17 protein-coding genes are annotated in these 20,779 nt (G+C 74.1%); 11 read left to right on the forward strand and 6 right to left on the reverse strand.

The window, feature by feature from the left end; genetic code table 11:
* Positions 1–29 precede the first annotated feature (29 nt).
* The 3 genes from BM237_RS10835 to BM237_RS10845 form a co-directional block, all read right to left on the reverse strand.
* Positions 30–1,223: an FAD-dependent oxidoreductase gene (locus tag BM237_RS10835; RefSeq protein WP_093849359.1), complete on the reverse strand. Its 1,194-nt coding sequence runs from the start codon at positions 1,221–1,223 to the stop codon at positions 30–32.
* 122 nt (positions 1,224–1,345) lie between these two features.
* A complete protein-coding gene (locus BM237_RS10840) occupies positions 1,346–1,930 on the reverse strand; it encodes a TetR/AcrR family transcriptional regulator (protein WP_107415221.1) in 585 nt (194 codons plus the stop codon).
* Between the two features lie 75 nt (positions 1,931–2,005).
* Positions 2,006–2,251: a DUF2277 domain-containing protein gene (locus BM237_RS10845; RefSeq protein ID WP_093849360.1), complete on the reverse strand. Its 246-nt coding sequence runs from the start codon at positions 2,249–2,251 to the stop codon at positions 2,006–2,008.
* A 79-nt stretch (positions 2,252–2,330) separates the two neighbouring features.
* On the opposite strand from BM237_RS10845, the gene BM237_RS10850 reads away from it, so the two are divergent.
* A complete protein-coding gene (locus BM237_RS10850; protein ID WP_093849502.1) occupies positions 2,331–3,386 on the forward strand; it encodes a glucose 1-dehydrogenase in 1,056 nt (351 codons plus the stop codon).
* Between the two features lie 47 nt (positions 3,387–3,433).
* Here BM237_RS10850 and BM237_RS10855 read toward each other — a convergent pair whose 3' ends face one another.
* Positions 3,434–5,269, reverse strand: coding sequence for a glycoside hydrolase family 15 protein (locus BM237_RS10855; RefSeq protein WP_093849361.1), 1,836 nt, complete (start codon positions 5,267–5,269; stop codon positions 3,434–3,436).
* A gap of 230 nt (positions 5,270–5,499) precedes the next feature.
* Here BM237_RS10855 and BM237_RS10860 point away from each other — a divergent pair, with 230 nt between their 5' ends.
* The 7 genes from BM237_RS10860 to BM237_RS10890 all read left to right on the forward strand — a co-directional run bounded on the left by BM237_RS10860 (position 5,500) and on the right by BM237_RS10890 (position 10,254).
* The gene (locus BM237_RS10860) at positions 5,500–6,333 is read left to right on the forward strand and encodes a DUF2382 domain-containing protein (protein WP_093849362.1); all 834 of its coding nucleotides are present in this window, start codon (positions 5,500–5,502) and stop codon (positions 6,331–6,333) included.
* A gap of 190 nt (positions 6,334–6,523) precedes the next feature.
* Positions 6,524–7,273, forward strand: coding sequence for a hypothetical protein (locus tag BM237_RS10865; RefSeq protein WP_093849363.1), 750 nt, complete (start codon positions 6,524–6,526; stop codon positions 7,271–7,273).
* Position 7,274: 1 nt separating this feature from the next.
* Positions 7,275–7,712, forward strand: a complete 438-nt coding sequence (locus BM237_RS10870; protein WP_093849364.1) for a phage holin family protein — start codon at positions 7,275–7,277, stop codon at positions 7,710–7,712.
* Complete coding sequence (locus BM237_RS10875) at positions 7,688–8,338, forward strand: DUF3618 domain-containing protein (protein ID WP_093849365.1); 651 nt, start codon at positions 7,688–7,690, stop codon at positions 8,336–8,338. The genes BM237_RS10870 and BM237_RS10875 overlap by 25 nt, the downstream gene beginning before the upstream one ends.
* 73 nt (positions 8,339–8,411) lie before the next feature.
* Positions 8,412–9,419 carry a YihY/virulence factor BrkB family protein gene (locus BM237_RS10880; protein WP_093849366.1) on the forward strand — a complete coding sequence of 336 codons (1,008 nt, stop codon included), beginning with the start codon at positions 8,412–8,414 and terminating at the stop codon, positions 9,417–9,419.
* Between the two features lie 179 nt (positions 9,420–9,598).
* Positions 9,599–9,964, forward strand: coding sequence for a phage holin family protein (locus BM237_RS10885; protein WP_093849367.1), 366 nt, complete (start codon positions 9,599–9,601; stop codon positions 9,962–9,964).
* A 95-nt stretch (positions 9,965–10,059) separates the two neighbouring features.
* Positions 10,060–10,254 (forward strand): hypothetical protein, encoded by a 195-nt coding sequence (locus BM237_RS10890; RefSeq protein ID WP_093849368.1) that lies wholly within the window; start codon positions 10,060–10,062, stop codon positions 10,252–10,254.
* A gap of 114 nt (positions 10,255–10,368) precedes the next feature.
* Here the strand turns inward: BM237_RS10890 and BM237_RS10895 are convergent, their stop codons facing one another.
* Complete coding sequence (locus BM237_RS10895) at positions 10,369–11,202, reverse strand: SAM-dependent methyltransferase (RefSeq protein ID WP_093849369.1); 834 nt, start codon at positions 11,200–11,202, stop codon at positions 10,369–10,371.
* A 319-nt stretch (positions 11,203–11,521) separates the two neighbouring features.
* On the opposite strand from BM237_RS10895, the gene BM237_RS10900 reads away from it, so the two are divergent.
* On the forward strand, positions 11,522–12,406 hold the full coding sequence (locus BM237_RS10900) for an RNA polymerase sigma factor SigF (protein WP_093656464.1): 885 nt from the start codon (positions 11,522–11,524) through the stop codon (positions 12,404–12,406).
* Positions 12,407–12,647: 241 nt separating this feature from the next.
* On the forward strand, positions 12,648–13,211 hold the full coding sequence (locus BM237_RS10905) for a hemerythrin domain-containing protein (RefSeq protein WP_093849370.1): 564 nt from the start codon (positions 12,648–12,650) through the stop codon (positions 13,209–13,211).
* 114 nt (positions 13,212–13,325) lie between these two features.
* Here BM237_RS10905 and BM237_RS10910 read toward each other — a convergent pair whose 3' ends face one another.
* Positions 13,326–15,908, reverse strand: coding sequence for an ATP-dependent Clp protease ATP-binding subunit (locus BM237_RS10910; protein ID WP_175540968.1), 2,583 nt, complete (start codon positions 15,906–15,908; stop codon positions 13,326–13,328).
* A 270-nt stretch (positions 15,909–16,178) separates the two neighbouring features.
* Here BM237_RS10910 and BM237_RS10915 point away from each other — a divergent pair, with 270 nt between their 5' ends.
* Positions 16,179–20,753 (forward strand): cation-translocating P-type ATPase, encoded by a 4,575-nt coding sequence (locus tag BM237_RS10915; protein ID WP_139238087.1) that lies wholly within the window; start codon positions 16,179–16,181, stop codon positions 20,751–20,753.
* The last annotated feature ends 26 nt before the right edge of the window (positions 20,754–20,779 follow it).

Consider the following 20,779-nt stretch of genomic DNA (forward strand, 5'->3'; position numbering starts at 1 on the left):
GCTGAGGGCTCCTTGCCCGTCGGCCCCCGTCAGGGGCGGAGCCCGGCCAGCTCGGCGGCCAGCCGGGTGCGCCAGGCCGGGACGCGGCCCAGCAGGCGCAGGGTCACGTCCCGGCCGGTGCGGAGGGGCAGGGAGCGGGCGGTGACCGCCCGGGTGAGGCGGTCGGTGAACACGATGACGCGTTCGGCCGCCGGGCGCCGCTCCCGTTCGTAGGCCTCCAGCCGGGCGTCCGGGTCCGCTCCGTGGAGGAGGACGTCGGCCAGCGCCCGCCCGAGGGCGGCGGCGTCCTGGATGCCGATGTTCATGCCCTGGCCGCCGGCGGGGCTGTGGACGTGGGCGGCGTCGCCGGCCAGCACGATCCGCCCGGCTCGGTAGCGGTCGGCGATCCGGTGGTGGACGCGGAAGCGCGAGCCCCACAACATCTCGCCGACCCGTCCCTGCCCGCCCGCGCGTTCGTCCAGCACCCGCTGGACGAACGCGGCGTCCGGCTCCCCGGGCCCCTCGGGCACGGCGGCCACCAGGCGGAAGACGTCCCCGGGCAGAGGCGCCACCAGGACCGGTCCTTCCGGGGCGAACAGCATGGACACCTCCCCGCGGCCGGGCCGCCAGTCCATCCGCATGTCCGCCAGCACGAAGGACTGGGCGTAGCGGCCGCCCCGGTAGCCGATGCCGGCTGCCTCCCGGACCGTGCTGCGCATCCCGTCGGCACCGACGGCGTACGCCGCCCGCACCGTCCGCGTCCCCCGCGGGCCGTCCACCGTGACGGTCACCCCGCCGGCCTCCTGCCCGAGGCCGGTCACGGTGTACGGGCGGCGTACCGGGGCGCGGTCGCCGGACAGGGCGCGGACACGGCCTTGCAGTACGGCCTCGGTCTCGTGCTGCGGGAGCATCAGCGCGTAGGGGTACGGGGTCGGCAGGCCGTCGAACGCGACGGTCGCCAGCCGGTGCCGTCCCCGGATCACGCCGAACCGTGTCACCCGCAGACCGCGCTCGACCAGCGGGGCGGCGGCCCCCACCGGCTCCAGCGTCTCCAGGGTGCGGGCGTGGACGACCCCCGCGCGCGAGGTGCCCGCGCCCTGCGGCAGCCGGTCCAGCAGGAGGAAGGCCACGCCGGCGGAGGCCAGGTGGGCGGCCAGGGCCAGACCGGTGGGTCCGGCGCCGACGATGACGACGTCCGTCCGTCCGGGGAGCGCGGGGGTGGTGGCTTCGGCGGTTCCGCTCATGGGGGCAGCACCTCTTCCGTTTGATGCCAACGATTGTTGGCCAACGTCTGGTGCCAGGGTGGCGCGCCGGGCGGCATCGAGTCAACAGGCGTTGGCCAACAATCGTTGGCATTCGAGGTGTGTCAGGGCGACTCCGCCGTCAGATAGCGCTGCACCGTCGGCGCCAGCCAGGCGACGGCCTCCGCCCGCGGCATCCCGGCCGCGGGCGGGAAGCGCAGCACGTACCGGCTCACGGCCATGCCCAGGATCTGCGAGACCACCAGGGCCGCGCGGGTCCCCGCCAGCTCCGGATCGGGGCAGACGGCCGCCACCGCGGGGGCCACCTGCTCCTGGAAGAGCGCGCGCATGCGCTCGGCGCCCGCGGGGTTGGTGACGCCGACGCGCAGCAGCGCGTTCAGCGTCTCGTCCTCCTCCCAGCGTTCCAGGAAGTGCCCGACCAGCACGGCCCCGGCCTCCTCGCGGGGCACGGCGGCCAGGTCGGGAAGGCGCAGGTCGAACTCACTGGCCGCCGCGAACAGCCCCTCCTTGGTGCCGTAGTAGCGCATCACCATCGAAGGGTCGATGCCCGCGTCCCGGGCGATGGCGCGGATGGTGGCGCGCTCGTAGCCGTCGGAGGCGAAGCGCTCACGGGCCGCCTCCAGGATGGCGGCCCGGGTGGCGTCGGAGCGGCGGGGACGGCCGCCGGGGGCGGTTTCGGTCGGCTGCATGGCGGCGAGTCTAGGTCAACGCCCGTTGGCCCCTGCCCCGCCCGGGGAGCGGGGTGCGGAGACCGGGCGGGGAGGTCAGGAGCGGGACGGGGGCTCCCCGGGCGGACGGCCGCCCCGGCCGCGTACCTCCAGGTCGTCCAGGAGTTCCCGGGTCGCCTCGGCCACGGCCTCGACTGCGCGCTCGAACGCGGCGCGGTTGTGGGCGGCGGGCGCCCTGAAGCCCGAGACCTTGCGGACGTACTGCAGGGCGGCGGCGCGGATGTCCTCGTCGCCCACCTCGGGCGCCATGGGCGGTCGGAGTGTCCTGATACTGCGGCACATGCCCCCAGTGTGGCGCGTGTCCGGCGCGGCCGGGGGTACCGGGGAGAGCACCGGACCCCGCCCGACGGATGGAGTGGACGTGCAGGCGCTGACCGTGGCTCCCGACCGGAAGAACTCCCTGCGGCTCGACACCCTCCCCGACCCCGAGCCGGGGGAGGGGGAACTGCTGGTGGACGGCCTGGCCGTCGGCGTGTGCGGCACCGATGCGGAGATCGTCTCGGGAGGCCACGGGGCCCCGCCGCCGGACCGGGAGCGGCTGGTCATCGGCCACGAGTCCCTGGGCCGGGTGCGCCAGGCGCCACCGGACAGCGGCTGGGTGCCCGGCGATCTGGTGGTCGGCGTCGTCCGCCGGCCCGACCCCGTGCCGTGCGGGGCGTGCGCCCACGGCTACTTCGACATGTGCCGCAACGGGATGTTCACCGAGCGAGGCATCAAGGGGCTCGACGGCTACGCATCGACCTCCTGGACGGTCGAGACCGACTATGCGGTGCGTCTGGATCCCGGACTGGAGCACGTCGGGGTGCTCATGGAGCCCACCACCGTGGTGGCCAAGGCCTGGGACCAGGTGGAGCGCGTCGGCGGCAGGTCCTGGTTCGCCCCGCGCTCGGTGCTCGTCACGGGGGCCGGGCCGATCGGACTGCTCGCCGCGCTGCTCGGGCGGCGGCGCGGTCTGGAGGTCCACGTCCTGGACCGGGTGGAGAGCGGCCCCAAGCCGGAGCTGGTCCGGGGGCTGGGCGCCGAGTACCACTGCGAGGACGCCGAGCGGGTCATGGAGCGGGTACGGCCGGACGTGGTGATCGAGGCGACCGGTGCCGCGCCGGTCGTCCTCGGGGTGATGTCGGCCATGGACCCCTACGGCGTGCTCTGCCTGACCGGGCTGTCGCCCGCCGGGCGCACCCTGGAGGTGGACGCCGGATACCTCAACCGCGAACTGGTGCTGGACAACTCCGCGGTGGTCGGCTCGGTCAACGCCAACCGGCAGCACTACGCGGCCGCGGCCGAGGCCCTGGCCGAGGCGGACCGGGGCTGGCTGGACGCGCTGATCACCCGCCGGGTGCCGCTGGAGTCCTTCGCCCAGGCCTTCGAGCGGCGGCCGGACGACGTCAAGACGGTCATCGAGCTCGCCCGGCACTGAGCGGGCCGGGCGGGGGCGCCCACCGGGCGGGCCCGGGAGCGACGGCCTCAGGAGGGCCCGTCGCCGGAGTGCCCGTCGCCGGAGCGGAGGCGGGAGGGGCCCCGGCTCCCGGCCAGGTTCTGCGCGGTGTCGATCAGCGGGATGTGGGAGAGGGCCTGGGGGAAGTTGCCGACCAGCCGCCGGTGCCCGGTGTCGTACTCCTCCGAGAGCAGGCCCAGGTCGTTGCGCAGGTCGAGCAGCCGCTCGAACAGTTCCCGGCCCTCCCGCACGCGGCCCTGGAGGATGTAGTTGTCGGCCAGCCAGAAGGAGCAGGGCAGGAAGGCCGCCTCGCCCGCGGGCAGGCCGTCCACGGAGTCGGTGCGGCCGCCCATGGTGTAGCGCTGCACGAGGCCGTCCCCGACCAGCTCCCGCTCGATCGCGGCGACGGTTCCCCTCATCCGCGGGTCGCTCGCCGGCAGGAAGCCCACGGACGGGATGAGCAGCAGTGAGGCGTCCAGCTCCGCGGAGCCGTAGTACTGGGTGAAGGTCGCGCGGTCGGCGTCGTAGCCGTACGCGCAGACCTCCCGGAAGATCTCCCGCCGCAGGCTCCTCCACCGGTCGGCGGGCCCCTCCAGACCGAAGCGCTCCACCGCCTTCACCGCCCGGTCGGCGGCCACCCAGGCCATCACCTTGGAGTGGGTGAAGTCCCGGCGCGGGCCGCGCACCTCCCAGATGCCGTTGTCGGGATCGCGCCAGTGCGACTCCAGGAAGTCCATCAGTGCGCGCTGGACCCGCCAGGCGTCCTGGTCCGGCGGCACGCCATGGGCCCTGGCCTGGTGCAGGGCGTCCATGAGCTCCCCGTGGACGTCCAGCTGGAGCTGGCCGGAGGCGGCGTTGCCGATGCGCACGGGGCGGGATTGCTCGTAGCCGGGCAGCCAGTCCAGTTCCGTCTCGCTCAGCAGCCGCTCGCCCTCGACGCCGTACATGATCTGCATCCGCCGCGGGGCGCCGGCCAGCGCGCGCAGCAGCCAGTCGCGCCAGGCCACCGCCTCCCGCTCGTATCCGGAGTCCAGCAGTGCCATGAGGGTGAAGGTGGCGTCGCGCAGCCAGCAGTAGCGGTAGTCCCAGTTGCGCACCCCGCCCAGCTGCTCGGGCAGGGAGGTGGTGGGGGCGGCCACGATGCCGCCGCTGGGGGAGTAGCTCAGCGCCTTGAGTGTGATCAGGGAGCGCACCACCGCCTCGCGGTACTCGCCGGAGTAGGTGCAGCGGCCGGCCCACTCCCGCCACCACCGCTCGGTGGCGGCCACCGTCCGGACCAGCTCCGCGGTGTCCGGGCGGTCCGGCTCCCCGTGGCGCAGCCCTCTCCAGGCCAGCCGGAAGCCCACCTTCTGGCCCGCGTCGACGGAGAAGTCGGCGACGCAGCCGCCGTCGTCGTCCACGGTGAAGTCCGCGCCGGAGTCGAGGACGACCACGTCCGGTCCCGCGTAGGCGCGCAGTCTGCGCCCCTCGGGCCGCAGCCAGGCCGGGGTGACGCCGTAGTCGAAGCACAGACGCACCAGCGAGCGCATCCGCACCCGCCCCTCCAGACCCTCGACCACGCGCACCACCGAGGGGTGGTCGCCGTCGACGGGCATGCAGTCGGTCACCCGGGCCCGACCCTCGGGACCGGCGTACTCGGTCTCCAGCACCGCGCTGTCGTCCCGGTAGCGGCGGGCCAGCGGCCGGGCCCGGTCGCTGGGGGCGAGCAGCCAGCGGCCGTGCTCGGGACGGCCCAGCAGGGCGGCGAAGCACGCGTCGGAGTCGAACCGGGGCAGACACAGCCAGTCCACCGAGCCGTCGTATCCCACCAGCGCGGCGGTGCGGGTGTCGCCCAGCAGGGCGTAGTCCTCAAGCCGGAGCGGCACTCCGCATCTCCCTTCGGCCCGCTCGGGTCGCCGGGGACCGGAGTACCCGATGATCCCGCCGCTACACGGGCGGGCGCTGCACGGGAGGGCGAGGGGGAGGGCCCGCGCTCCGGCGAGAGAAGGAGAACCGTTCGTTTTGATCCATATTTGTCCTTTTTTTCGGTTTCCAGGGCCTTCCGGGTGGTTATCCGCAGTCTTGGAGTCAGAGGAACCGGCAACGAGGAGAGCCCATGATCACCAGGGAGCAGATACCCGAGGTACTGGACCACCAGGTCTACGACGCCGAGGGCAAGAAGATCGGAGAGGCGGGGCACGTCTTCCTCGACGACGTCACGGGTCAGCCGGAGTGGGCGAGCGTCCGCACCGGGCTCTTCGGCAGCCACGAGACCTTCGTTCCGATCCATGACGCGGCCATGGTGGAGGACCATCTGGAGGTGCCGTACTCCAAGGACCAGGTCAAGGACGCTCCCCACGTCGACGTGGACCAGGGCGGGCACCTGTCCGAGCAGGAGGAGCGCCGGCTGTACGACTACTACGGTGTCGACTGGGGCGGTTACGGGCAGGAGACCGGCCGCACCGACACCGCCGCCGCGGGTACCACGGGCACCGCCGCCGCGGCGGGCACGGCCGGCACGGCCAGGAGCCGCACCGGTGCGGGCGGAACCCGCGGCCGTGACCGCGACGAGGCCATGACGCGGTCCGAGGAGGAGATGCGCGTCGGCGTCGAGCGCCAGGAGACCGGCAAGGCCCGGCTGCGCAAGTACGTCGTCACCGAGGACGTCCAGAAGACGGTGCCCGTGCGGCGCGAGGAAGTCCGCGTGGAGCGCGAGCCCATCACCGAGGAGAACAGGGGCGAGGCCATGAGCGGCCCGGAGATCTCCGAGGGTGAGCACGAGGTGACCCTGCACGAGGAGCGCCCGGTGGTCGAGACCGAGGTGCGCCCGGTGGAGCGGGTGCGCCTGACCACGGACGAGCGCACCGAGGAGGAGACCGTCGAGGGGCAGGTGCGCAAGGAGCGCATCGAGGAGGAGAAGGCCGACGACAAGCGGCGCCGCCGCCGCTGAACCGCCGGTTCCACCCCCAGGGGCCCGTTCGGAGACGTCCTTTCCGTACGGGCCCCGGCCGTGCCGCGGCGCCGGGCAAAAGGGAATATTGTGTGAATGCCGGGTCGAAGGCCGGGTACCTCGCCCTTCGTGAGTCACTAGTCACATATGACGCAAAAGGCAAATTCCGTAAGACCAACTGGAGGCACCGGTGAGTGAATCTCCGATCACGGGCAACGGCCCCGCACAGCAGAAAGGCCAGGCCGCGAAGCAGGAGGGCCGCGCCACGGCCGACCGGGCGAAGGAGGCCGCGGGCACCGTGGCCGGCAGCGCCAAGGAGCAGGCGCACAACGTGACGGGCGAGGCCCGCGACCAGGTCGTCAACATGGCGGGCCACCTCAGGGAGCGTGCCGAGCAGGAGGCGGACACGCAGACCAGGAGGACGGCCGACACCATACGCCAGTGGGCCGACGACCTGTCGGGCATGGCGGAGAACACCCGGTCCGACTCCCCGGTGCGGAACCTGGCGTCCCAGGCCGCCGACGGTGGCCGCCGCGCGGCGGACATGCTGGAGGAGCGGGGCGTCGGCGGTTTGGTCGAGGGCGTCGAGTCCTTCGCGCGCCGCCGTCCGGGCGCGTTCCTGGCGGGCGCGGCGCTGGCCGGCTTCGCCATCGGGCGTGTGGCCAAGGCGGGCACCAAGTCGGCCCGGCAGGAGCAGGACGGCTCCGGCACGGCGCAGGCGCAGGGTTACGAGGCCTACCCGCCGTCGCAGGGCGCCGCGGTCCCCACGGGCCCGGGCGGAGAGGTCCGGCAGATGCCCGGCTACGGGGAGCCCTCCTACGGCACCACCCCGGGCGCCCCGGGCGCCCCGGGCGGCGCCACCGGCACCGGCACCGGCGGCTACGGGGCCACCGGCACCTACGGGACCCCCGACGTCCCCCGTCGCCCGGAGGTGGGCTGACATGGCGTACACGGCTCACCGGCCGGACACCGACCTGGAGGCCCGGGACAGGACGACGCAGGAGGACGCCTCGATCGGCGAGCTGCTCTCCGCGGTCACCTCGGACGCGCAGAAGCTGTTCCGGCAGGAAGTGGAACTGGCCAAGGCCGAGATCCGCGAGGAGGCCACCAAGGTGGGCAAGGCCGCCGGCATGTACGGCGGAGCCGGGTTCGCCGGCTACATGACCGTCCTGTTCGCCTCGCTGGCGCTCACCTTCGGTCTGGCCAACGTCATGGACTGGGGCTGGGCGGCGCTCATCGTCACCGCCCTGTGGGGCGTGGCCGCGGCCGTGATGTACGTGATGGGCCGCTCGAAGATGAAGCAGGTCCACCCCAAGCCGGAGCGCACCGTCCAGACCCTCAAGGAGGACGCCGAATGGGCACGTCACCCGACGAGCTGAGGGCTCGGATCGACACCACCCGGCAGGAGCTGTCGGAGGACGTCGGCAGGCTTGCCGACCACGCCAACCCCCGCCACGCCGTCCGCCGCCGCAAGGAGCGGGCGCGGGGCAGGATGACCGTAGTACGGGAGCGAGTCATGGGAACCACCTCGGACACGACGCAGTCGGTCCGTGACAGTGCCGGGAACACCGCCGACAAGGCGCGCGAGGGAGCCGGGCAGGCGGGCGAGGCCGTCAAGGCCGCCCCCCACCACGCCGCGCGGAAGACCCAGGGCAACCCGCTGGCCGCCGGTGTGATCGCCTTCGGCGCCGGGATGCTGGCGGCCTCGGTGCTGCGCGGCTCGCAGAAGGAGGAGCAGGCGGTGGGCCGGCTCTCCGAGAAGGCGGGCGGACTGGCCGAGCCGGTCAAGGAAGCGGCGATGGAGTCCGTGGAGCACCTGAAGGAGGACGCCAGGGAATCCGGCCAGCAGGCGGCCCAGCAGGTCAAGGAGACCGCCTCGGGCGCCGCCCGCAGCACTGCCGACGAGGCGCGCGGCCAGGCGGGGGAGGTCAAGGGACAGGCCCAGCGGTCCAAGCAGAGCATGGCCGAGGAAACCCGCCGCCAGAGCCCCGGCTCGGCGCACTGAGACAAGCTCCGCGGAGGCCGCCCCTCCCCCTCACGGGCGGGGCGGCCCGGCCGGGAACCGGCGAGGTGCCACCATGTCGAAGGACAAGAGCCAGCAGCAGCGGGGCGGTTCCGCCGGGCGGGAGCCCCGGGGTGAGCAGACCCCCCACGAGCCGACCGACCTGCCGAAGAAGTCCTGGAAGAACGTGCTGAAACGTACGGTCGCCGAGTTCAAGGACGACAACATCACCGACTGGGCGGCCGCACTCACCTACTACGGAGTCCTGTCGATCTTCCCCGCGCTGCTCGCGCTGGTGTCGATCCTGGGCGTGATCGGCAGCTCCGCGATCCAGCCCCTGATCGACAACCTCGGCAACATCGCCCCGGGCGCCGCGCGCGACATCCTCGAGAGCATGCTGACGCAGCTCCAGAACAACCAGGGCGCCGCGGGGATCGCGCTGGTCATCGGTGTCGCGCTGGCGGTGTGGTCGGCGTCCGGATACGTCGCCGCCTTCATGCGGGCCTCCAACGCCGTCTACGACATCGAGGAGGGGCGCCCGATCTGGATGACGCTCCCGGTGAGGGTGGGCATCACCCTGGTCCTGCTGATCATCCTGGCGGTGAGCTCGATCGCGGTGGTCTTCACCGGCGACATCGCCCAGCGGGCCGGCGACGTCATCGGCCTGGGCAGCACCTTCCTGACGGTGTGGAGCATCGCCAAGTGGCCGGTGCTGGTCCTGCTCGTCGCCTTCATGATCGCGCTGCTGTACTGGGCCGCGCCCAACGTCAAGCGTGGCTTCCGCTGGATCAGCCCCGGCAGCCTGATCGCCGTGCTGCTGTGGATCCTGGCGTCGGCCGCCTTCGCCTTCTACGTCGCCAACTTCGGCAACTACAACAAGACGTACGGCAGCCTGGCGGGCGTGATCATCTTCCTGATCTGGCTGTGGATCACCAACATCGTGATCCTCCTCGGCCAGGAGTTCAACGCCGAGCTGGAGCGCAGCCGGGCCATCGAGGGCGGGCACCCGGCCGAGGAGGAGCCCTACGTCGAGCCGCGCGACACCCGCAAGTTCTCGGACGACAACCCCACCGGCCGCGACTAGCCGGGCCCCGCGTACGCCGTGTCCCCGGCCGGAGCGCGCCGGGGACACGGCGTGCTCCGGCCGGGGACGGGCATCGAAGGGGCCTCGGCGGGTACGGGGCATGCGCGGGACGCCGCGCTGCCGGGCGCGGCGGGAACACGGGCACCGGGCGGACCGGGCCCGGAAGGGAGAGGGAGACGATGCCGCACAGCGGTACCGCGGGCGAGCACATCGCCGACGCCGTGGAGCAGGTGACCCGGGAGGCGTCCGAGCTGTTCCGCGACCGCTTCCAGGGGGTCGGCGACGGGCTGCGGACCGCCGCCCGGCAGGCGGGCGCGGGCAGCGCGCTGCTGGGCGGCGCCGGGGTGTGCGCGCTGCTGGCGGTGGGCTCCGCCCACCGGGCGGCGCTGCGGGCCCTGGAGTCCGCCCTGCACCCGGCGCAGGCGGCGGCCGTGCTCTCGCTGGCCTACACCGCGGGGGCCGGGGCGATGGTGAGGCTGGGCCGCGACCGGCTCAGGGCCGCCGGGCGCGCCTCGGGGACGAGCCTGGAGCCGGCCGGCCCGTGACCGTGCGTACCGCCCGGGCGAATCAGCCGGGAAAGCGGGGGTACGCAGCAGACAACCCCGCTCATGGGGGTGGAACCGAGCAGAGGAGGCTCGCTGTGAAGGGTGAACACGACAAGGAAGAGTCCTCCGCACCGCGGCCGACGCACCTGCGCACCGGCAGCGAGCAGCCGGTGGACCCGGAGGACCTGGTCAGGCTGTCCGGCCGCGAGCCCACGCCGGAGCGGATCGAGAGGGCGCGCAGGGAGCTGGAGGAGCACGGGGCCGCCGCCGTGGAGAAGTACCTCCCCTAGGCCCTGTCTGACAAATCCCGCCTGCTCCGCGGCCGTTCCACGGCACCGCCCGCCACGCGCGGGCGGTGCCGTTCGCCGCTCACCGGCCCGGTGCGCTCCCGGCGCTCCCGGGCGTCACGGTTTGACGCCGACCCCGCCGTACTCGTCCACGGCGGGGGGAAGGTCCCCGGAGAGCGACGCCCCGGTCGGCGGGGCCTGCGGCCGCCACCGTGAGACCGGCACCACGCCCGGCTCCAGCACCTCCAGGCCCCTGAAGTACCCGGCGATCTGCTCGGGGGTGCGGAGCAGGTAGGGGACCCCGGCCATCTCGTTGTAGAACCGCTGCGCGCGGTTGAACGCCTCGTTTCCGTCGGTGCCGTCGTTGCTCACCAGGCAGCTGCCCGACGGCAGGGCGGCCATCAGCCGCTTCACGGTCGCCCTGGCCTCGTCGTAGTCCTCGATGTGGCCCAGGATGTTCATCAGCATCAGGCCGACCGGCCGGTCGAGGTCCAGGGTCCGGGCGGCCTCGGCCAGGATGGTGTCGGGCCTGCGCAGGTCGGCGTCGATGTAGGCGGTGGCGCCCTCGGGGGTGGAGGTCAGCAGGGCCCGGGCGTGGGCCAGGACCAGGGGGTCGTTGTCGACGTAGACGATCCGCGACCCGGGGGCGGCCCGCTGGGCGACCTCGTGGGTGTTGTCGGCGGTCGGCAGCCCGGTGCCGATGTCCAGGAACTGCCGGATGCCCAGCTCCCCGGCCAGATGCGTCACGGCGCGGGAGAGGAAGCCCCGCGAGGCGCGGGCGAGCTCCACGATCCCGGGGAAGATCTCCTGGTACTGGTCGCCCGCCTCGCGGTCGGCGGTGTAGTTGTCCTTGCCGCCCAGCCAGTAGTTCCAGATCCGCGCCGAGTGCGGGATGCTGCGGTCGATCGCGGGCGGCGCGTCCCGTTCGCCGCGGGGTCGGCCGTCGGTCATGGGGCCCTCCTGATCCTGTGCCCTGTGTGACGGCGGCCGGGCCGGCCGCCGTGCACAACCTAGGACCTGCCGCCCTCCGCGCGCCGGTGGTCGCGCGGAAGGCGGGAGGCCGAGCGGCGCCGGCGGCCCGCCGGCCACCGCGAACATGCCATTCACACCTGTGTGCTGTGAGAAGTAAATCCGCTATGGTGGCATTTACCCCGGGCGATTAACAGACATCGTGTGTACGTAGGTAAAACCTCACCCGGATGGGCGTGTGAGTTGTTCGGGGCCGGGTACGCGCCGTGCTGCACATGACAGATCAAAAGAGGAGGGCATGATGCGTAGCCTGAGCCCGGAGGTTCAGCTGACGAGCGGTGACGTCTTGCCGGACCAGGAGCAGGAGACCGCCTCCACTGATCTGCCCGAACTGCCGAGAATCGAGGACGCGGGCAAGGTCGCGCCCCGCGACGCCCGGCAGCTTTCGAAGCTGTTCTTCGAGCGCCTGCGTGTGCTGGAGGAGGGGACGCACGAGTACCAGTACGCGCGCAACACCCTCATCGAGCTCAACCTGACGCTCGTCAACTACGTCGCCTCCCGGTTCCGCCATCGCGCGGAGCCCATGGACGACATCGTCCAGGTCGGCACCATCGGTCTGATCAAGGCCATCGACCGTTTCGACCTGAGCCGCGAGGTGGAGTTCACCTCCTTCGCCGTCCCGTACATCGTGGGGGAGATCAAGCGCTTCTTCCGGGACACCAGCTGGGCCGTGCGCGTTCCGCGCCGGCTGCAGGAGCTGCGCATCGAGCTGGCCCGCGCGAACGAGGAACTCGGCCGCCGGCTGGGCCGCTCCGCCACCACCGAGGAGCTGGCGGAGTTCATGAACGTCACCGTCGAGGAGGTCATCGAGGGGCAGGTGGCCAGCAACGGCTACGTCGCCGGCTCCCTGGACCTTCCCGTGGGTGACGAGGGCAAGGACACCCCTCTGGCCGACCAGCTCGGGGACGTCGACCCGGCCCTGGAGAAGGTGGAGAACCTCCACGCGCTCAAGCCGCTGATGGAGCAGCTCGACGAGCGCGACCGGCGCATCCTGCAGATGCGCTTCGGCGGCGACATGACGCAGTCGGAGATCGGAGCCGAGCTGGGAATCTCGCAGATGCACGTCTCCCGGTTGCTGAGCAGGGCGCTGGCACGCCTGCGCGAGGGCATGCTGACCCAGAAGTGAGCCGGACGGCCGGCGCCCGCCGCGGGCGGCGCGCACGGCGACGCGGGGCCCGGCCTCCCGGCCGCGGGCCCCGCGTCGGCATGTCCGAAACACACCTCCGGGCGCGCCCGGCTCCCCGCGGGGCAAAGGCGCCACGGCGGTGGGTCACCGGGCGTTAACCGTTCCGGACTCCGGGCACACGGTGTCTGTGCCCGCCCTTCGGCGGGCGCCTGTGACAGACGGCGAAAGGAAGACACCGGCCATGGGACACGGCGGAGACATCATCCAGGAGCTGAGCACGGACCACCGGGAGGTCGAGGAGCTCTTCGGCAGGATCGAGGCCATGCCCGTGGGAGACGCGCGGCGCAAGGAGTTCGCCGACCAGGCCGTCATGGAGCTGGTGCGGCACTCCGTCGCCGAGGAGCAGTACCTGTACCCGGCGGTGCGGGAGATGCTGCCGGACGGCGACGAGATCGCCGACAAGGAGATCGAGGAGCACTCCGCGGCCGAGCGCACCATGAAGGCGATGGAGGGGCGCGGCGCCGACGACCCCGAGTTCGACCGGCTCGTCGCCGAGCTGATGACCGAGATCCGCTCCCACATCGCCGACGAGGAGCGCAACCTCTTCCCGCGGCTGCGCCAGGCGGCGACCCAGGAGAAGCTGGACAAGCTGGGCGACAAGGCGCGCACCGCGAAGAGGACCGCCCCGACGCGCCCCCACCCCTCGGCCCCCGACACCCCGCCGGCCAACAAGGTCATGGACGCCGGCGCGGGCATGGTCGACCGGCTCCGCGACGCCCTCACCGGCCGGGGCAAGGGTCACTGAGGAGACACCGGGGTACACCGGACCCACCCACCGGGCCCCGTGCGGCGGCCGCCGTTCCCACCCCGGGACCGGCGGCCGCCGCACGCACGGCTCCGGCGCGCTCGGCCGCGCCGCCTACGGCGCCGTAGGCGCGGCCGCCCGGTCCCGGTGGAAGACCAGGGCACCGTCCGACACGTCCACCCGCAGCCGGGTGTGCGGCGCCAGCTCGCCGCCCAGCAGCATCCGCGAGAGCTGGTTGTCCACCTCCCGCTGGATGGTGCGGCGCAGCGGCCGGGCCCCGTACTCCGGCTGGTAGCCGTGCCGGGCCAGCCACTCCACGGCCTGCGGGGTGAAGTCGACCTCCACGTCCTGGGCGTGCAGCCGCCGCCGCGTCTCGTCCAGCAGCATGTCCGTGATCCGCCGCAGCTGCTCGTCGGAGAGCTGCCGGAAGACCACGATCTCGTCGATGCGGTTGAGGAACTCCGGACGGAAGTGCTCGCGCAGCGGGCGCAGCACCCGCTCGCGGCGGGCCGTTTCCTCGGCCTCGGCACCCTCACCGCCCGCCGCGCCGGGGGAGAAGCCCAGCGCGCCGCCGCGTCCGGTGATGGCCTCGGAGCCGAGGTTGCTGGTCATCACGATGACGGTGTTGGTGAAGTCCACCGTGCGGCCCTGGGCGTCCGTCAGCCGCCCGTCGTCCAGCACCTGGAGCAGGATGTTGAAGACGTCCGGGTGCGCCTTCTCCACCTCGTCCAGCAGCAGCAGCGAGTACGGGTGGCGGCGCACCGCCTCGGTGAGCTGGCCGGCCTCCTCGTGGCCGACGTACCCGGGCGGGGCGCCGACCAGCCGGCTGACGGTGTGCCGCTCCTGGTACTCGCTCATGTCCAGGCGCACCATCCGGTCGTCGGTGCCGAACAGCGCCTCCGCCAGCGCGCGGGCCAGCTCGGTCTTGCCCACGCCGGTGGGACCGAGGAAGAGGAAGCTGCCGATCGGGCGGTCGGGGCTGGACAGCCCGGCCCGCGAGCGCAGCACGGCGTCGGCGACGACGGAGACCGCCTCGTTCTGGCCCACCACCCGCCGGTGCAGGTGGTCCTCCAGGCCCAGCAGCCGGGCCTTCTCCTCCTGGGTGAGGGTGCTGACGGGGATGCCGGTCTGGCGGGAGACGATGTCGGCGATGTCCTCCACACCGACCTCGGCGATACGGTCGCCCACCGGCTGCCTCCCGTCCCCCTCGGCGGCCTGCCGCTCCACCTCCGCCAGGCGGTCGCGCAGTTCCTTGGCGCGCTCGTAGTCCTCGTCGGCCACCGCCTGGTCCTTGTCGCGCCGCAACTGCTCGGCCTCGCGTTCCAGGGCCCGCACGTCGGTGCCCCGGGTGGAGGAGCGCAGCCGCACCCGCGCGCCGGCCTGGTCCATCAGGTCGATCGCCTTGTCCGGCAGGAAGCGGTCGGTCAGATAGCGGTCGGACAGCTCCACGGCCGCCAGCAGCGCCTCGTCGCTGTAGCGGACCTGGTGGTGCGCCTCGTAGCGGTCGCGCAGCCCCCGCAGGATCTCCACGGCGTCGGCCGTGCCCGGCTCGGGGACCAGGACGGGCTGGAAGCGGCGGGCCAGCGCGGCGTCCTTCTCGATGTGGCGGCGGTGCTCCTCCAGCGTGGTGGCGCCGATGACGTGCAGCTCGCCGCGGGACAGGGCCGGCTTGAGCATGTTGCCGGCGTCCATCGCGCCGCTCTCGCCGCCGCCCCCGGCGCCCACCACCGTGTGCAGCTCGTCGATGAAGACGATCAGCTCGTCGGTGTGCTCGCGGATCTCGTCGATGATGCCGCTGAGCCGCTCCTCGAAGTCGCCCCGGTAGCGGGTGCCGGCGACCACGCCCGCGAAGTCGAGCTGGACGACGCGGCGGCCCAGCAGGTTGTCCGGCACGTCGCCGTCGGTGATGCGCTGGGCCAGGCCCTCCACGATGGCGGTCTTGCCGACGCCCGCCTCGCCGATCAGCACCGGGTTGTTCTTGCCCCGCCGGGCCAGGATCTCGATGGTCTGCTCGATCTGCTCGTCGCGGCCGATCACCGGGTCGATACGGCTCTCGCGGGCGAGCTCGGTCAGGTCGCGGCCGAACTTGTCCAGATTCGGTGTGCCACTTCCTCCGGGGCGTCCTCCCGGGGCGGGCTGGCGTTCGCCGGCCGGACCCGGACCGCCGGGCTGCGGCCCCTCCGGAAGCCCGGAGCGGGGATCGAAGTGGGCGGCGTTGAGGATCTGGCCGGCCGCCGAGTCCCGGTTGGCGGCCAGGGCCACCAACACGTGCTCCGGACCGATGTAGGACGAACCGGAGGAGCGGGCGACCTGGTGGGCGTCCATCAGGGCGCGCTTGACGGCGGGGCTGACGGAGATGGAGGAGCGCGGCGGACCGTCCCCGGCGTGCCGGTCGATCTCGGAGACGATGGTGTCGGGATCGCCGCCGGCGCGGGAGACCATGGCGCGGGTCGGGTCGGTGGTGAGCGCCGCCCGCAGCAGATGCTCGGTGTTGAGGTCGGTGCTGCCGTGCTGCGCGGCGTAGGAGGCCGCGGAGGAGACGAGCTGCCGGGCGGGCTCGCTCATCAGCCGCACGAAGTCGAAGTACCGGGGCCCCGGCCGCTGTCCGCCCGACGACGAGGCGCCCAGGAAGCGCGCGAGGAACTCTCCGAGAGGATCCCGGCCGAAGTCCTCGGGACCCATGTACCCGCTGGTCATAGATGTCCATCCCGCCGGCCCGGCGGACCGGGCCGCGCTGCTGTCTCGGTGCGTCTGTCTCGACGCACCGGGGTTCCCCCTCGGGCCGGTACGACACGTCGGGTACGGCCCCACTTGTCCGCAAGCGACACGGGTGGCAGGTGTGAGCCGGGCGTACGGGGTTATCCGGAGCGTGCGAATCCTTCGGCGGGGACTGTGCCGGTGGTGCCGCTTGTCCGTGGGGCCACCCGCGGGTTCGTCTGTCGGTTCGGGGTCGGGAGGGCACGGTCGATGTCGTTGCTGTCGGGTCTGCCGGGTGTGCCGGGACTGTCCGGTCTGCGTCTACCGGTGCCTTCGCCGGCCGCTGTGGTGCCGCAGGGGGTGAAGACCGGGGCGCGCGAGGCGGTGGGCGCCGCCGGCCGGCTGGCCGGGCAGTTCACGGGACTGTCGCGCCGGGCCGTGTGGTCCCGGCCGGGGCGTTGCTACATCACCGTCCACGGGGTCAACACACCGGAGGGCGAGCGGACCGCCCGGCGTGTGGAACGCGTCCTGGAGCGGCACCCCGGGGTGCTGTGGGCACGGGTGAACGCGCCGTCGGGGCGGGTGGTGGTGGCGCTGGAGTCCCCGCCGCCGCCCGAACGCGAACTGGTGGCGCTGGTGGAGCGTGCGGAGGGGCATGTCCCCTGCGCGGACGAGGAGCACGAGGAGTGGTGCCAGGAGCCGCACCACCCCTGCGAGGGACCGCGGACGGGCCAGTCCGTCACCGCCCTGGCCGCCGACGTGGTGGGGCTGGGACTGTCCACGCTCAACCGGGTGGCCCCCTGGACGCCACTGCCGCCCGAGGTGGCCGCCCTCACCGGGGCCGTCGCCCGCCATCCGCGGCTGCGGCAACTGGTCGCCAGGGGACTGCACGACCCGCAGCAGGCCGACTCCCTGCTGCCGGTCCTCACCGCCCTGACCCAGGGCGTGGCCACGCGCGGCGGCGGCCTCGTGCTCGACGTCGTGGAGCGCATGGCGCAGTGGCGGGAGGCCGGGGCCTACCGCAGGGCGTGGGAGGAGGCCGAGACGAGGCTGGTGGGCAGCCCCGGGGACGCGGCGGCCGGCCCGGTCGCGGTGGAACGGCCCGTGCCCCCGCCCCCCGACGCCGTCGACCGCTACGTCGAGCGCTCGATGGCGCTGACGGCCGCGGCCGGGGCCGCGGCCGCGCCGTTCGCCGGACCGCGGCGCGGGCTCGCGGTGGCGCTCTCCGGAGTGCCCAAGGCCCCGGACGCGGGCCGGGAGGGCTTCGCCACCACCCTCGGCCGCGCCCTGGCGCTGCGGGGGGCGACCGTCATGGACCGGAGCGTGCTGCGCCGTCTTGGGCAGACGGACACCGTCGTGCTGGACGAGGAGGCGCTCAGCGGCAGCCACCACGAACTGGCCGACCTGGTGCCGCTGGAGGGGGCCGACCCCCGGGAGGCCGCCGAGCGGCTCTTCGCGCTCTTCGTCCCCGAGAGGACCGGTGAGACCCACCGCGACGAGGACGGCTGGGTCCTGGGGCCGCTGGAGGAGCTGGAGCTGACCGGGCGCAGGGGCGCGCGGGCGGCGGCCCGGCTGCGCAGGCAGGGCAGCGAGAGCGTCCTGGGCCTGGCCAGGGGCGGGCGGCTGGAGGCCGTCGCCGGCCTGGCCCGGCAGAAGGCCCCGGGCGCGGACGCGGTGGCGGCCGCGGCCCGCCGCGCAGGGGCGCGCGTGGTCCTGGCCGGCACCCGGCCCGAGCCGGCGTTCGGCTTCGCCGACGCCGTCGTCCCCGGCGGCGACCGCCTCACCGCCTCCCTGCGCGGCCTGCAGGCGGACGGCGCGGTGGTGCTGCTGCTGTCGGGCGACCGGCGGGCGCTGGCCGCCGCCGACTGCGGGATCGGCGTGCACCGCGAGGGCGAACCGCCGGCCTGGGGCGCGCACATCCTGATCGGCACCGACCTGGAGTCGGCCGGCCTGGTCGTGGACGCGGTCGGGGTGGCCTCCCAGGTCGACCGGGAGAGCCGGTTCCTGGCCGCGGGAGGCAGCGGTGTCGGCGCCGTCGCGGCCCTCCAGGCGCCTCCCGCCCGGGCGACGGCCCGCGGCGCCGCAGCGGGCACCGGCGCCGGGACCGCGGCGTTCTGCCTGGGCACCTGGCGGGCCCGGCAACTGCTGTCCCGCCCGGTCACCCCGCCGGTGGAGACCACCCCCTGGCATCTGATGCCCGCCGACCGCGCGCTGGAGCGGCTGGGCAGCACCGACGAGGGCCTGAGCCGGGAGGAGGCCGAGCGCAGGGCGGGCCGGGAGGCCACCTCCGAGCAGCCGGCGCGCATCGGCCTGCCGGCCGCGTTCATCGAGGAGCTGGCCAATCCGCTCACTCCGGTGCTCGCGGCGGGCGCCGCCCTGTCGGCGGCCGTGGGATCGCGCACCGACGCGGGGCTGGTGGCCGGCATCACCGGCGCGTCCGCGCTGGTGGGTGCCGTCCAGCGGGTCAGGACCGACAAGGCGCTGGAGGAGCTGTTCGCCCGCTCGGCGATCGGTGCGCGGGTGCGGCGCGGCGGGGCCGAACGCCTGGTGGCCGCGGGGGACCTGGTGCCCGGGGACGTGGTGGTGCTGCGCTCCCAGGAGGTCGTCCCCGCCGACTGCCGGCTGCTGCGGGGGGAGGGGCTGGAGGTCGACGAGTCCTCGCTGACCGGCGAATCCCTGCCGGTGGCCAAGGACCCGGCCCCGGTGGTCGCCGCGCAGATCGCCGACCGCCGCTCGATGCTCTACGAGGGCACCACCGTCTCGGCGGGCACCGCGGTGGCCGTCGTGGTGGCCACCGGATCGGCCACCGAGGTCGGACGCAGCCTGGCCACCGCCCGCCAGAAGGCCCCCGACACCGGGGTGGAGTCGCGGCTGCACGCCCTGACGAAGACCAGCCTGCCGCTGGCACTGGGCTCGGCCGCCGCGGTCGCCGGATCCGGGCTGCTGCACGGCCGCCCTCTGGCGGACACGCTCGCCTCCGCGGTGAACCTGGCCGTCGCCTCCGTACCCGAGGGGCTGCCGCTGCTGGTCAACGCGGCCCAGCTCGCCGCCGCCCGCCGCCTGGCCGACCACGGCGCGCTGGTGCGCAACCCCCGCACCATCGAGGCGCTCGGCCGTGCCGACGTGCTCTGCTTCGACAAGACCGGCACCCTCACCGAGGGCGATCTGCAGCTCGCCGCCGTCAGCGACGGCCGGCGCGAGCTGCCCGCCGACCGGCTCGACACCGCCCGCAAGCAGATCCTGGGCGCCGCGCTGCGCGCCACCCCGCCGGCCCGCGCCTCCGAGCCCATGGAGCACCAGACCGACCGCGCGGTGGTGGCCGGGGCCCGGCGGGCGAAGGTGGCCGTACGCCAGGGGGCGTCGCAGTGGCGGCGCACCGACGCCCTGCCGTTCGAACCGTCCCGCGCCTACCACGCCACCGCCGGCCGCACCTCGCGCGGAATGCTGCTCAGTGTCAAGGGCGCGCCCGAGAACGTGCTGGAGCGCTGCACACGGCTGCGGGAGGGGAGCGGCGGCAAGGACGCCGGGAAGGGCGCCGGGAAGGAGGAGGAGCTCGACGCGGCGGCCCGCGAGCGCCTGACCGGCGCGGCCGAGGAACTCGCCGGCGCCGGGCGGCGGGTGCTGGCCGTGGCGGAGCGCACGCTGGAGGAGGGGGAGGACCTCACCGACGAGTCCGTCGCCGGCCTGACGTTCCTCGGCTTCGTCGCCCTCGCCGACCCGGTGCGCTCCTCGGCCGCGCCGGCCACCGCGCGGCTGCGGGCGGCCGGAGTGCAGACGGTGATGCTCACCGGCGACCACCCCGCCACCGCGGACGCCATCGCGGCCACCGTCAGCGAGGACCCCGACCAGAAGGTGTGCACGGGCGCCGAACTCGACGAGCTGAGCGACGACGAGCTCGACGAACTGCTGCCCACGCTCGACGTCATCGCCCGGTGCAGCCCCCACCACAAGGTCCGCATCGTCCAGGCGTACCAGCGCATCGGCCGGGTGGTGGCGATGACCGGGGACGGCGCCAACGACGCCCCGGCCATCCGGCTGGCGGACGTGGGGATCGCGCTCGGGCGGCGCGGCACGCCCGCCGCGACCGCCGCCGCCGATCTGGTCGTCGGTGACGACCGGCTGGAGACGATCATCGCCGCGCTGCTGGAGGGGCGCGCGATGTGGGGTTCGGTGCGCGACGCGCTGGCCATCCTCGTCGGCGGCAACCTCGGGGAGGTGGCCTTCAGCGTGCTGGCCGCCGCACTGACGGGCAGTTCCCCGTTGAACGCCCGTCAGATCATGCTCGTCAACCTCCTGACCGACCTCGCCCCGGCGCTGGCCATCGCGGTGCGCGAACCGGCGACGGAGGCCGGTGAGCGGCTGCTGAGCGAGGGCCCGGACCGTTCCCTGGGGGCCGGACTGAGCCAGGAGGTGCTGCTGCGCGGCGCCACCACCACGCTCGGCGCCGGACTGGCCTGGGGCGCGGCCAGGCTCACCGGGCGGGGACGGCGCGCCGGGACGGTGGCCCTGGCCTCGGTGGTGGGCACCCAGCTCGCGCAGACGCTGCTCACCGGTGGGCTGGACCGCAATGTGCTGACGGCCGGGATCGGTTCGGCCGCGGCCCTGGTGGGGGTCATCCAGACGCCCGGGGTCAGCCAGTTCTTCGGCTGCACCCCACTCGGCCCCGTCGCCTGGGGCATCACCCTCGGATCGATCACCACGGCCACGCTGCTGGGGGCCGCCGCGGCCCCGGTGGTCCGCAGGCTGGCGCCCGAGCCGGAGCAGTGGGCCCCGCCGGAATCGGCCGGGGAGCGGGCAGAGGAACCGGCCGGGGAACCGGAGCCGTCGGACCGGCCGGGGGAGTGAGCCCGCGCGCGGGTGGGGGCGTACGG

This window comes from Streptomyces mangrovi (assembly GCF_900114215.1).
In the GTDB taxonomy this organism is placed as follows: domain Bacteria; phylum Actinomycetota; class Actinomycetes; order Streptomycetales; family Streptomycetaceae; genus Streptomyces; species Streptomyces barkulensis.

Bases quoted from the DNA above. Each gene is read 5' to 3' on its own strand.
- BM237_RS10835 (WP_093849359.1), bottom strand. From the start codon at position 1,223: ATGAGCGGAACCGCCGAAGCCACCACCCCCGCGCTCCCCGGACGGACG.
- BM237_RS10840 (WP_107415221.1), bottom strand. From the start codon at position 1,930: ATGCAGCCGACCGAAACCGCCCCCGGCGGCCGTCCCCGCCGCTCCGAC.
- BM237_RS10845 (WP_093849360.1), bottom strand. From the start codon at position 2,251: ATGTGCCGCAGTATCAGGACACTCCGACCGCCCATGGCGCCCGAGGTG.
- BM237_RS10860 (WP_093849362.1), top strand. From the start codon at position 5,500: ATGATCACCAGGGAGCAGATACCCGAGGTACTGGACCACCAGGTCTAC.
- BM237_RS10870 (WP_093849364.1), top strand. From the start codon at position 7,275: ATGGCGTACACGGCTCACCGGCCGGACACCGACCTGGAGGCCCGGGAC.
- BM237_RS10875 (WP_093849365.1), top strand. From the start codon at position 7,688: ATGGGCACGTCACCCGACGAGCTGAGGGCTCGGATCGACACCACCCGG.
- BM237_RS10880 (WP_093849366.1), top strand. From the start codon at position 8,412: ATGTCGAAGGACAAGAGCCAGCAGCAGCGGGGCGGTTCCGCCGGGCGG.
- BM237_RS10885 (WP_093849367.1), top strand. From the start codon at position 9,599: ATGCCGCACAGCGGTACCGCGGGCGAGCACATCGCCGACGCCGTGGAG.
- BM237_RS10895 (WP_093849369.1), bottom strand. From the start codon at position 11,202: ATGACCGACGGCCGACCCCGCGGCGAACGGGACGCGCCGCCCGCGATC.
- BM237_RS10900 (WP_093656464.1), top strand. From the start codon at position 11,522: ATGCGTAGCCTGAGCCCGGAGGTTCAGCTGACGAGCGGTGACGTCTTG.
- BM237_RS10905 (WP_093849370.1), top strand. From the start codon at position 12,648: ATGGGACACGGCGGAGACATCATCCAGGAGCTGAGCACGGACCACCGG.
- BM237_RS10910 (WP_175540968.1), bottom strand. From the start codon at position 15,908: ATGACCAGCGGGTACATGGGTCCCGAGGACTTCGGCCGGGATCCTCTC.
- BM237_RS10915 (WP_139238087.1), top strand. From the start codon at position 16,179: ATGTCGTTGCTGTCGGGTCTGCCGGGTGTGCCGGGACTGTCCGGTCTG.